The sequence below is a fragment of the Halobellus rarus genome (genome assembly GCF_024494595.1).
Taxonomy (GTDB): domain Archaea; phylum Halobacteriota; class Halobacteria; order Halobacteriales; family Haloferacaceae; genus Haloquadratum; species Haloquadratum rarum.
This window is the reverse complement of sequence record NZ_JANHDI010000012.1, coordinates 142,043-154,285: the sequence shown is the minus strand read 5'-3', so window position 1 is coordinate 154,285 and position 12,243 is coordinate 142,043. Positions and strand designations below refer to the sequence as shown.

Sequence of the window (12,243 nt, the reverse complement as noted above, 5' to 3'; positions counted from 1 at the left end):
GAACCCCGAACGAGACACAAACCCACACAAACGAATGTACTCACTGACGAACCTCTCGCGGATGCAGGTGCTGAGCCTGCTCTTAGCGGCGCTAGTCGCCCTTCCGGCGACCGCGGGCGTCGCCACCGCAGCAACGACGACAGACCTGACAGTATCGATCACGGACGACGACACCATCGAGCCCGGCGAGACGACGACCGTTCAAGTGGCGGTCGCGTCCGCCGACGCCGGCGTCGGCGCCGCCGAACTCGCGGTGGCACTCGACGACAGCGACGTTGCGGAAATCACCGACGTCTCCGTGCTGAACAGCCCTGGAAGCACGGACAACGCAATCTCCGCCGGAGGCGAATCCGCGGACGTCAAGTACGCTTTCGCCAACAGCGACGACACCGGCGAGGTCGCCATCGTCGAGGTGACCGTCGAAGCCCTCGCCGAGGGCTCGACGTCGATCGACGTCGTCCAGAACAGCCAGACCGGCAATCTCGTCGTCTACGACGAGAACGGTGCGGGATACACGCTCGACAGCGTCGGGAGTGCCACCCTGACCGTCGAAGCCGAGCAGCCGCCCGAGAATCAGAACCCGTCGGCCGAGTTCGACGTCTCGCCGCCGGACCCGGAGACGGGTGAGACGGTGATCTTCGACGCGTCGGACTCGAACGACGCGGACGGCTCGATCGAGTCCTACGAGTGGGACTTCGACGGTGACGGGACGACAGACGCCACCGGCGAACAGGCTGAGAACACGTTCTCGTCGGCCGACGACTACGACGTGACGCTCACCGTCACCGACGACGACGGCGCGAACGACACGGCCACGCAGACCGTCTCCGTCAGCGAGCCGACGTCCGAGAACCAACCGCCGTCCGCCGACTTCACCGTGGACCCGGCTGCGCCCGAAGTCGGCGAGACAGTGACCTTCGACGCGTCCGGCTCCACCGACGACGGCTCAATCACGTCCTACGCGTGGGACTTCGCCGACGGGGAGACCGCCTCCGGGGAGTCCGTCACTCACGCCTTCGACGCCCCGGGTGACTACCCCGTGACCCTCACTGTCACCGACGATGACGGCGGGATGGATATGGTCACGCAGACCGTCTCCGTCAGCGAAGCGACAGAGCCCGAACCGGGCCTGTCGACCGCCGTCTCGCTGTCGCCCAGCGAGGACCTCGTCGCCGTGAACGGTACGACGACGTTCGACGTGGTGGTCGAGAACACCGACGGCGGCGTCGGCGCGTACGACATCGCCCTCTCCGTCGACGACGGTGAGACCGCCACCATCGAGGACGTCTCGGTCGACGAGAGCGCGCTGTCGGACGTCCAGATCGACTCCGACGGAAGCTCCGCGACGGCCGAAGTTGCGCTCCTCGACACCGAGCAGAACGGCTCTGTCACCGTCGCGACCGTGACGGTCTCGGGTGCAGCAGACGGCGAGGCAGAGATCGGCCTCGACGTGTCTAGCCTCGGCACCGAGGCCGGCCAGGCCTACAACGTCACGGCCGAGAACGGCGCGACGCTCACCGTCTCAGAACTCGTGGTCGGGGGCTCCGAGCAACCCGCCCAGGACCTCGACGACGACGGCGTCTACGAGGACGTCAACGGTGACGGCGTCGTGAACGAACTCGACGTCCAGTTGCTGTTCGCCGAGCGCAACAGCGCGGTCGTCCAGAGCTCGCCCGATGCCTTCGACTTCAACGGCGACGGCGAGTTCGACATCCTGGACGTGCAGGCGCTCTACTACGAGGAGGTCGCCTGAACGACTATGGCCGCGACTACCACCCAACGCCACACGCGGTATCTGGCGTGCGCGCTCGCGCTCCTCGTGCTGGCCGGGACAGCGGTCGGCGTCGCGGCCGCTGCAGACACCACGAACATCGTGGTATCGCCGGGGACCGACAGCCTCGAGCAGGGTCACACGACGACGGTCGCTCTCGTCGTCGAGAGCACCGACGGCGGCGTCGGCGCACTGAACGCCACGGTCGCGCTCTCGAATCCGGACGTCGCGTCCGTCGAGGACGTGACCATCCACGGTGATCCGGGAGTCAGCAACGTCAACGAGCGCCCGGACGGCGTCACGCTGAGCGCGGCGCTCGCGGACACCGACGATACCGGCAGCGTCACCGTCGCGACGGTCCTCGTCGCCGCGGACGAACCGGGGACGACGGCCCTCGACGTGACGGTCGACGTTCTGGGTGACGAAAACGGCGCGGCCTACGCCGTCGGTTCCGTCGACCGACCGACGATCACCGTCGCGTCCGACGAGCCCGGCTCGTCCGAAGACGACTCCCGAAACGACGAGGAGGCCCCCGGTGACGACGGTTCCAACGGGGACGCCACGGACGGGACCGACGCCCCCAGTATCGAGAACGACGGTTCGAACGGAGATGACAGCGCAACGGAAGCACCCACGGACGAACGCGACGGTGACCGATCCGTGGACGGATCCGAATCGGGGCAGGCGGCCGGCGGTCCGGTGACCGTCGAACGGTTCGCCGCGTCACTCCCCGGCCAGACGTCGCACTCGGCTGCGCTGGCAGTCGGAGCCATCGCACTCGGGGCCCTGGTGATCCACCGGATCCGGAGGTTCTGAGACCGTCGGGCGTCTGATCTTCGGTCTCGGGATTTTTGTGATCGTGTGCGGTCTCGAGTTTCTCACGACCGTTGGTGCGGTTGGAAACGTCCGCCGCGACTGGAACGGCCCGCTGTGACTCGTGACTGTTTCGTCGCAATCGAGGCATTCCCGCCGCGAAGAGTACGAGCGGTCGGTATCGCAGACGCTCGTCCGACTCGCAAGCGTGAGTTTATAGACGACCGCGAAACCAGAGAGGGTATGGAACTCTTCGGAACCGCGGGCATCCGCGGCTCTGCGCGCGACCGTGTGACGCCGGAGCTCGCACTCGCCGTCGGCCGTGCGATCGGCAGCGACGCCGTCGAGTCGGCCGAGACACTGGGGAACGCCGCGCGACGCCCGGAGGTCGTCGTGGGACGCGACGGTCGAACGACGGGGCCGGCGCTCGCGGCGGCCGTGGCGGCCGGAGTCGAATCCGCCGGGGCGGACGTCCGCCGGATCGGCGTCGTTCCCACGCCGGCGCTCGCGTACGCCTCGCAGAGCCGTCACGGCGTGATGCTCACCGCCTCGCACAACCCGCCGACGGACAACGGGATCAAGGCCTTCGTCGACGGCGAGGAGTACGATCGCGAGCGGGAGCGGGGCGTCGAGGCCCGCGTTGCGGACGACCACCCGCCCGCCGCGTGGGACGAGTGGGGGGCGGCCGAAACGGTCGAAGTGCTTCCCTCCTATCGCGCCGCGGTCGTCGACTACGCGAAGACGCACGGCGCGGACGCGACGGGGATCGACGTCGCGGTCGATCTCGGCAACGGGATGGGCGCGCTCGGGACGCCCCAGGTGCTGCACGAACTCGGAGCCCGGGTGGTCACGCTCAACGGACAGGTCGACGGGCACTTCCCCGGCCGCGACTCGAAACCGACGCCGGAGACGCTGGCCGATCTCCGGGAGTTCGTCGCCACGGGCGACTTCGCGTTCGGCATCGGCCACGACGGCGACGCGGATCGGATCGTGATCGTCGACGCCGACGGCGACGTCGTCCACGAGGACACGGTCGTCGCGATACTGGCGTCGCACTTCGTCCGCGCGTCTGACGCGGCGGACCCGGTCGTCGTGACGACGCCGAACGCCTCCGGGCGGATCGACGAGCGGGTCGAGGACGCCGGCGGCCGCGTCGAGCGGGTCCGACTCGGCGCGCTCCACGAGGGTATCGCCTCGGCGCGGGGCGACGGCGGCGACGTCGTCTTCGCCGCCGAACCGTGGAAGCACATCCACCCCGACCACGGCCGCTGGATCGACGGGATCGCGTCGGCGGCCGTGCTGACGCGCCTCGTGGCGGCCGAAGGGCTCGACGGTCTCCGCGATCCCATCACCGAACGCCCCTATCGGAAAGTGAGCGTCGACTGCCCCGACGACCGCAAGGCCGACGCGATGACGTACCTCGAGACGGCGCTCCCCGAGGCGTTTCCCGAAGCGACCGTCGACACGGAGTACGGGGTCCGACTGGAGTTCGACGACGGGTCGTGGACGCTGGTCCGACCCTCCGGCACCGAACCGTACGTTCGCGTGTACGCGGAGGCCGACGACGTCGACGCGTTCGTGGCGTCGGTCACCGAGGTCGTCGCCAGCGGGGTCGACGGCGGCGACGACGCCAACGCGGCTGACGGCGGCGACGTCTGAACCGGGGCAGACCAACCGCTCGGCGTCCGTCCGCCGTCTGAGGGTGTCGGCGACTCTCCTCGTCGACAATCGCCGCGTTTGCAGCTGAGTACTCGTCCGACCGCACGACTGCGTGCGATCGAACGAGCGAAGACGTGCAAACGCTACTAACGGCTTCCACCTTCGGATGCCCGTCCACTTTTCACCCGAAGGAGTGCGGGTGAAGCGGCGGAAGCGACGAATTTATGCACATCTCTCTACCCATTGTTCTATAGGAGTTCATAGCTATGGATAGACGCACATTCGTGAAGGCGACGGGAGTCGCGGGAATCGCGGGACTGGCGGGTTGTAGCGGCGGACCGACCGGCGGATCGGACGACGACACGGAGACCGAAGCCAGCGGCGGCGACGGTTCGGGGGACTCCGGCGGCGAGGAGACGACCACGGAACCGAGCGACGACGGTCCAGCGGCCAACATCGGGATGGTCTATGCGACCGGCGGTCTCGGCGACGGGTCGTTCAACGACCAGGCCCAGCAGGGGGCATTCGAAGCCGAGGAGGAACTCGGCATCTCGTTCAACGAGGCCCAGCCGGACGAGGTCTCGCAGTTCAGCACGTTCCAGCAGCAGTTCGCGGGGTCGAGCGATCCGAACTACGACCTGGTCTGCTGTATCGGTTTCCTCCAGGCCGACGCGCTGTCTGAGACCGCGGCGGACTACCCCGAACAGAACTTTATGCTCGTCGACGCTGCGGTCGACGCGGCGAACGTGGACAACTACGTGTTCGCCGAGCACGAAGGCTCCTATCTCGCGGGTCTGATGGCCAGTCTGCTCACGACGCGTGACTTCTCGGCCGGGGCGGGTTCGACCGCGGGCGATTCGACGAACGTCGGGTTCGTCGGCGGCGTCGAGTCGGACCTGATCCGGAAGTTCGAGGCCGGCTTCGTCGCGGGTGTCAACGCTGGCAGCGACGACGTCGACGTCAGCACGAACTACACCGGGAGCTTCAACGACCCCGCCGCGGGGAAGGAAGCGGCGACGGCGATGTACAACAGCGGTGCCGACATCGTCTACCACGCCGCCGGGAACACCGGAACGGGCGTCTTCCAGGCCGCCCAGGAGCAGGAGCGCTTCGCCATCGGCGTCGACCGCGACCAGTCGATCACGAAGCCCTCTTACGCCGACGTCATCCTCGGCAGTATGGTCAAGCGCGTCGATACGGCCGTCTACACCTCCATCGAGTCGGTCGTCGAGGGGAACTTCGAGGGCGGTGACACCATCGAACTCGGTCTCGATCAGGAGGGGGTCGCGCTGGTCTACGGGGACCAACTCGGTTCGGAGATCCCCGACGAAGTCGCCGACGAGGTCGCGACCGCACGCGAGGACATCATCGCGGGCGACATCGACGTTCCGTCGACGCCGCAGTAAGCGTCTCGTCCGATCGACGGCGGGATCGGGCGGACAGTGCGGATCCGCCCGAGAAAGATCCAAACCTATTCGTTCATCCCCCGATCAGGGAGACACAGATCTATGGATACAGCCGTCCACCTCGACGGGATCACCAAGCGGTTCCCGGGTGTCGTGGCGAACGACGACGTGGACCTCGCCGTCGAGCGCGGGACTGTGCACGCACTCCTCGGCGAGAACGGGGCGGGGAAGACGACGCTGATGAACGTCCTCTACGGGCTCTACGAGCCGACGTCCGGTCGCGTTCTCGTCGACGGCGCGGAACGGCGGTTCGACTCGCCGCGCGACGCGATCGACGCCGGGATCGGGATGATCCACCAGCACTTCATGCTGGTCGATCCGATGACCGTCACCGAGAACATCACGCTCGGAAACGAGCCGACGAAGTGGGGCGGTCTCGCGGTCGACCGGGCGGCCGCCCGCGACGCCGTCGTCGACCTCTCGGAGCGATACGGCTTCGACGTCGACCCCGACGCCCGTATCGAGGACGTCTCCGTCGGCGAACAACAGCGCGTGGAGATCCTCAAGGCGCTCTACCGCGGCGCGGACGTCCTGATCCTGGACGAGCCGACGGCCGTGTTGACGCCCCAGGAGGTCGAAGAGCTGTTCGAGGTGCTCGAAGAGCTGACCGCCCAGGGCAAGACGATCATCTTCATCACGCACAAACTGGGCGAGGCGATGCGCGCGGCCGACGAGATCACCGTCCTCAGGGACGGCCGCAACGTCGGCACCGTCGAGGCGGACGGGACGAACCGCGAGGACCTCGCGGAACTGATGGTGGGCCGGGAGGTGCTCCTCGACGTCGACCGGCCGCCCGCAGAGACCGGCGACGTCGTCGCCGCGGCGTCGAATCTCGCCGTCGAGGACGACCGCGGCGTCCGCGTCGTCGACGACGTCTCGTTCGACGTTCGAGAGGGCGAGGTGTTCGGCATCGCGGGCGTCGACGGCAACGGCCAGTCCGAACTCATCGAGGCGCTGACCGGACTCACCTCCCCCGAAGCCGGTCGGATCGAGTTCCTGGGCGAGGACATCACCGGATCCTCGCGACGCCAACGTATCGAATCCGGAATGGCGTACATCCCCCAGGACAGACAGGAACGCGGGCTGGTGATGAACTTCGACCTCGTGGAGAACGCGCTTCTCGGGAGTCAGCACAGCCCCGAACTCGGCCCCAACGGCCGGATCGACTGGCCGGCCACACGCGATCACGCCGAGTCGATCATCGAGGAGTACGACGTGCGGCCGCCGAACCCCGATTCGACCTCCGAGTCGCTCTCCGGCGGGAACCAGCAGAAGTTCATCGTCGGCCGCGAGTTCTCGCGCGAACCCGAACTCGTCGTCGCTGCCCACCCGACTCGCGGGGTCGACGTGGGATCGATCGAGTTCATCCACGAGCGCCTGCTGGAACTCCGCAAAGAGGGGGTCGCGATCGTGCTGATCTCCTCGAAGTTAGAGGAGGTCCAGGGCCTCTCGGATCGCCTCGCCGTGATGTACGAGGGCGAGTTCATCGACGTCGTCGACCCCGCCGGGACGACAGAGGAGGAACTGGGACTGCTGATGGCCGGCGAGCGTCCGGACGAAGACGCGCCGGACCAGGCCGGACAGTCGGCGGCACACACCGAATCGACCGATGCACCCAACGGCGGTGAGCACGCGTGAGAGTTCCCGATCGGATACAGACCGTCCTCGAACGACTGGTCGGGGCGTCGGCGACCGAGCGGATCCTGATCAGCACCGCGGCGCTCGTCCTCTCGATTCTCGTCGGAGCCGTGCTCGTCCTCGTCGCCGGCCGGATGACGACGTGCACGGCGAGCGAGGCGGTCTACTACTTCGGCACCGGGTTCTGCTACGACCCCGTCGTCGTCTTCGATCGGCTGTTCCTCGGGGCGCTGGGCGACCCCTTCAGCGGCGGCTGGTCGCCGGACGGACAGTTCTCGGTGACGCTCCGGGAGACGACGCTGCTGCTCTTCACGGGGCTCTCGGTGGCGCTGGCGTTCCGCGCGGGGATCTTCAACATCGGGACGCAGGGACAGATGGTCGTCGGCGGGATGGCGACCGCACTGCTCGTCCTCTGGGCGTCGTCGCTCGTCTCGGGCGTCGTCGGGACGTTCCTCTTGGTTCCGTTCGGCGTGCTCGTCGGGGCCGTCTTCGGTGGGCTCTACGGGGCCATCCCCGGACTGCTCAAGGCCTACGCCGACGCTAACGAGGTGATCACGACGATCATGCTCAACTTCATCGCGACCGGGATCACGCTGTACCTCGTCAGCGGCGCGTTCAAGGACCCCAACAGCGCGGCGAACCAGACCGTCCCGTTGCCCGACTACGCGCAGTTCCCCACGGTGCTCTTCGGGGGGCGGCAGGACTTCTCGCTCGTCGCGCTCGCGTTCGGCGTCGTCGCCGTCGGCGCGCTCTACTACCTGCTCGAACACACGGCGTTCGGTTACGACGTCCGCACGAGCGGGATCCAGCCCGACGCCGCGGAGTACGGGGGCGTCGACGCCGCGCGGACGATCGTCGCGAGTCTGACGCTGTCGGGCGCACTCGGCGGCGTCGCCGGCGCGATGTACGTGATGATGATCCTCGGCTCCTTCCAGTCCGGCGTCCCCTCCTACGGCTTCGACGGCATCACCGTCTCGATCCTCGCCGGCAACAACCCGCTCGGGGTCGGCTTCGCGGCGCTGCTGTTCGGCGTCCTCAAGAGCGGGACGACGGTCGTCCAGTTCGCGACGGACGTCCCGCCGCAACTGGTCGGCGTCCTCCGGGGGCTCATCATCCTCTTCGTGGCGATGCCGGAGTTCTTCCGACTCGTCGGCAAGCGGGTGACGGACACGGGATCGAAGGTCGTCGCGACCGACGGCGGCACACCGGGGGGTGAGGCCGATGAGTGAGGCGTCCGAAGAGACCGAACCGGCGTCCGAGACCGAGTTCCTGGAGCGGTACTCGATGCGGGTGATGACCGCCGGAGTAACCGTCGCAGCCGTCCTCGCGCTGCTCGTCGGCGGCTGGCTCTTTCCGGACACGATCGTCGGCACCTTCGCGGACGTCATCTCCAGCGAGAACACGCTCTCGGCGGCGTTGCGGCTCTCGGTTCCGATCGCCTTCGCCGCGCTCGGCGGGATCTTCTCGGAGAAGTCCGGCGTGATCAACATCGGGCTCGAAGGGCTGCTCATCATCTCCGCGTTCACCGCCATCTACGTCACCGAGGTCACGGGCGGCGTCTGGATCGGGTTCGGCGGCGGCGTCCTCGCGAGCACCCTGCTCGCGCTGCTCTTCGCCATCGTCACGATCGAGTTCCGGGCGGACCAGATCATCGCCGGCCTCGCGGTCTGGCTCATCGCCCTCGGCCTCGCGCCGTTCGCCTCGCAGGTCATCTACGGCGGCCCGAACACGCCGACGGTCCCGACGCCCGGGGCCATCTCGGTGCCGGTGCTCGCCGATATCCCGTTTTTCGGAGCGCTCTTCTCGGCGTCGCCCTCCGTGTACCTGCTCTTCGTCGCCGTCGGCCTCTCGTGGTACGTCTTCGAGCGAACGACCTTCGGCCGCTGGGTCCGCGCCAGCGGCGAGAACCCGAAAGCCCTCGACACGGCGGGCGTGAGCGTCGCTCGCGTCAGGTACGCGGCGGTGCTCCTCTCGGGCGTCCTCGCCGGGATGGGCGGCTCGGCGCTGTCGCTCGACCTCGGACAGTTCACCGGTAACGGCCCGACGATGGTCAACGGCAAGGGGTTCATCGCCATCGTGGCGTACCTGTTCGGCAACTACAACCCGATCGGCGCGTTCCTCTCGACGATGCTTTTCGCCGGCCTCGACGCGATGCAGACGGTCCTCCAGTTGCAGGGGATCGGCATCCCGCGACAGCTCATCCGGATCACGCCGTTCGTCGTCGTGATCATCGTCCTCGCGCTCGTCGGGCGGACGCGCATCCCCGAGGCGGCCGGCGAACACTACGAGTCCGGCGAGGAGTAGCGGCGACCGCCGATCCCGCCTGCGGATCGCCGGCCCGTCGACGGGCGGGCGACAGATAAAGAGTTTTCCGCTCGCACGCGAGAGACGGAACGATGAGTACCTCCCACGAGTACGACGTCGTCGTCGTCGGTGCGGGGACGGCCGGCTGCTACGCGGCGGCCACCGTCGCCCGCGAGGGTCTCGACGTCGCGATCGTCGAGCGGAAAACAGCCGAGGAAGCCGGACACATCGCCTGCGGCGACGCGCTGAAGGGCGCGGACGCCTTCCCCGAGTCGATCCCGAAGTCACAGATCGAGGACTCCTTCACGAACACGGGCGTCGACCACGGACGATTCGAGATTCCCCAGGAGGACACCGTCCTCGACATCCCCGTTCCCGGCGAACTCGCCGTCATCGATCGCTGGGAGTACGGGCGGTTGATCATCGAAGGCGCGGAGAACGCCGGCACCGAGTTCCACTACGACACGGTCGTCCAGGACGTCGTCCAGGACGACGACGACACCGTCACTGGCGTCCGCGGCAAGCGAAACGGCGAGGTCGTCGAGTTCGAGGCCGACGTCGTCGTCGACGGCGCGGGCTCGCTGTCGATTCTTCAGGATAAGACCGATTTCTCGAACTCCCGCTTCGACACGAACGTCTCCTACTCGCAGTTCTGTTCGGCCTATCGCGAGATCGTCGAGGTGCCCGAGCCGGTCGAGTGGGACGACGCGCTGGTGTTCAAACCGACCGAGCGCGCGGCGGGCTACCTCTGGTACTTCCCGCGGACGGAGACGACGATCAACGCCGGGCTCGGGTTCCAGATGAACGAGGAGCCGATGAAGCTCGTCGACGACTTGAAGCGGGACCTCCGCGACCGCCCCGAGTTCGAGGGCGGGGAGGTGAAGGACAAACTCGGCGCGGCGCTGCCGACGCGTCGCCCCTACGACTCGGCGGTCGCGGACGGCTTCGTCGCCGTCGGCGACGCCGCCGGCCACGTCAACCCCACGACCGGCGGCGGCATCGCCGGGGCCGCATACGCCGGCACCTACGCCGGCGAACAGGCCGTCCGCGCCATCTCCGAGGGCGACGTGAGCGAGGAGGCGCTGTGGCACTACAACGAGCGCGTGATGGACCACTTCGGCGCGCGATACGCCGGCCTCGACGTCTACAACGTGCTCTCGACCGCGGTCGACGTCGACGATCTGATGGGACTGCTCGCGTCGCTGCCGGGCGAGAAACTCGCCGAGGCGCTCTACTCCGGAACGACCTCCTTCGGCCCGACGCTGCTGGCGAAGACCGCGAAGGACTCCTTCGGCTACTGGGGACAGATCCTGCACTTCTACAAAACGAAGAACCTCGCGGACGAGCTGATGGAACACTACGCGCGCTATCCGCGCCGTCCCGAGGCGCTCGACGTCTGGCAGGAGCAGCGCGACGCCCTGATGGACGACATCTACGAGGTCACCGGCGCGGACCCGAAGTACTGACCGGGGCTGTCGGAACCCCTCGCGACAGTCCGTATCCGATCGACGCGTTTTCTCCGAGCGGGATCTCCGAGCGGGTCCCCGCCTATCGCGACGACGTCTCTAACGTCCTTCGAGACCGACGGCGTCGGCCAGCAGTTCGTGGGACCGGAGCGCGTCCTCGTGGTCGGCGACCTGCTGGATCATCACCTCGTCGACGCCGACGCGCTCGGACAGTTGCTCGAGCAGGCCGGCGATGGTTTCGGGACCGCCCGAGATCGCTCGCGGCCACTCGTCGGAATCGAGCGTCTCGGGCGTCGGATCGGGGACGCCGCCCAGCTCGTCGATCGCCTCTTCGACCGATGGAGTCGAGTCGACGACGCCGCGTCGGAGCCGTTTGTAGGACGCCTCAGCCACCGCGCGGAGCCGGGCGGCCTTCTCGTCGCTCTCGGCGCAGATCGCGTTCAGCGCGACGATCCCCTCCGGTTCGTCGGGGCCGCCGGCCGAGTCCGACGCCTCGAAGGATTCGCGGTACTCGTCGAACGCCGGCACGGCGAACTGCGGTCTGATGAACGCCGCGAAGCAGTAGCGCAGGCCGAGTTCCCCAGCGATGGCGGCGCTCGACGGACTCGACCCGAGCACCCACGGGACGGGCGGCTCAGCGTCCGACCGCGGGATCGTCAGGTCTGCGTACGCGTGCTCCGCCGGGAACTCGTCGTAGAGGTGGGCGACGACGGATTCGATCTTCTCTCGGTGGTCCCCGTCTGGATCCTGGACGCGCCGCTCCGTCCCGAGCGCGCGGTCGGCGGCCGGCGACCCGTTCGCGCGGCCCAGTCCGGCGTCGATCCGCCCGGGTGCGAGCGCGTCGAGCGCGCCGAACTGCTCTGCGACCTTGAACGGGCTGTAGTGGTTGAGCAGCACGGCACCCGAGCCCAGCCGGATCGAGTCCGTCTGGGCGGCGAGGTGTCCGAGTAACACTTCGGGGGTCGTGCCCGCCAGCCTGTCGCCCATCCCGTGGTGCTCTGCGACCCAAAGACGCGAGTAACCGAGTTCTTCGGCCTGCTTCGCGGCTTCGACGGTGTTCGCGTAGGCCTCTGCCGCGGTCCCGTCCTCGGGGATCGGCGAGAGGTCGACAGCGGAGAGCTTCATA

The 12,243-nt window shown here is 68.0% G+C and carries 9 protein-coding genes; 8 read left to right on the top strand and 1 reads right to left on the bottom strand.

Going from position 1 to position 12,243, the window contains the following annotated elements; all coding sequences use genetic code 11:
* Nucleotides 1-34: 34 nt before the first annotated feature.
* From NO876_RS14740 to NO876_RS14705, 8 genes are all read left to right on the top strand, one after another.
* On the top strand, nucleotides 35-1,753 hold the full coding sequence (locus NO876_RS14740; RefSeq protein WP_256422423.1) for a PKD domain-containing protein: 1,719 nt from the start codon (nucleotides 35-37) through the stop codon (nucleotides 1,751-1,753).
* 6 nt (nucleotides 1,754-1,759) lie between these two features.
* Nucleotides 1,760-2,587, top strand: a complete 828-nt coding sequence (locus NO876_RS14735) for a hypothetical protein (RefSeq protein ID WP_256422422.1) — start codon at nucleotides 1,760-1,762, stop codon at nucleotides 2,585-2,587.
* A 240-nt stretch (nucleotides 2,588-2,827) separates the two neighbouring features.
* Nucleotides 2,828-4,243 (top strand): phosphohexomutase domain-containing protein, encoded by a 1,416-nt coding sequence (locus NO876_RS14730; protein ID WP_256422421.1) that lies wholly within the window; start codon nucleotides 2,828-2,830, stop codon nucleotides 4,241-4,243.
* A gap of 266 nt (nucleotides 4,244-4,509) precedes the next feature.
* Nucleotides 4,510-5,649 (top strand): BMP family lipoprotein, encoded by a 1,140-nt coding sequence (locus tag NO876_RS14725; protein ID WP_256422420.1) that lies wholly within the window; start codon nucleotides 4,510-4,512, stop codon nucleotides 5,647-5,649.
* Between the two features lie 102 nt (nucleotides 5,650-5,751).
* A complete protein-coding gene (locus NO876_RS14720) occupies nucleotides 5,752-7,347 on the top strand; it encodes an ABC transporter ATP-binding protein (RefSeq protein WP_256422419.1) in 1,596 nt (531 codons plus the stop codon).
* A complete protein-coding gene (locus NO876_RS14715; protein ID WP_256422418.1) occupies nucleotides 7,344-8,576 on the top strand; it encodes an ABC transporter permease in 1,233 nt (410 codons plus the stop codon). The genes NO876_RS14720 and NO876_RS14715 overlap by 4 nt, the downstream gene beginning before the upstream one ends.
* The gene (locus NO876_RS14710) at nucleotides 8,569-9,651 is read left to right on the top strand and encodes an ABC transporter permease (RefSeq protein WP_305882979.1); all 1,083 of its coding nucleotides are present in this window, start codon (nucleotides 8,569-8,571) and stop codon (nucleotides 9,649-9,651) included. The genes NO876_RS14715 and NO876_RS14710 overlap by 8 nt, the downstream gene beginning before the upstream one ends.
* A 92-nt stretch (nucleotides 9,652-9,743) precedes the next feature.
* Nucleotides 9,744-11,117, top strand: a complete 1,374-nt coding sequence (locus NO876_RS14705) for a geranylgeranyl reductase family protein (RefSeq protein WP_256422416.1) — start codon at nucleotides 9,744-9,746, stop codon at nucleotides 11,115-11,117.
* 99 nt (nucleotides 11,118-11,216) lie between these two features.
* On the opposite strand, the gene NO876_RS14700 is transcribed toward NO876_RS14705, so the two are convergent.
* Nucleotides 11,217-12,242 carry an LLM class flavin-dependent oxidoreductase gene (locus NO876_RS14700; RefSeq protein ID WP_256422415.1) on the bottom strand — a complete coding sequence of 342 codons (1,026 nt, stop codon included), beginning with the start codon at nucleotides 12,240-12,242 and terminating at the stop codon, nucleotides 11,217-11,219.
* Between the last annotated feature and the right edge of the window lies 1 nt (nucleotide 12,243).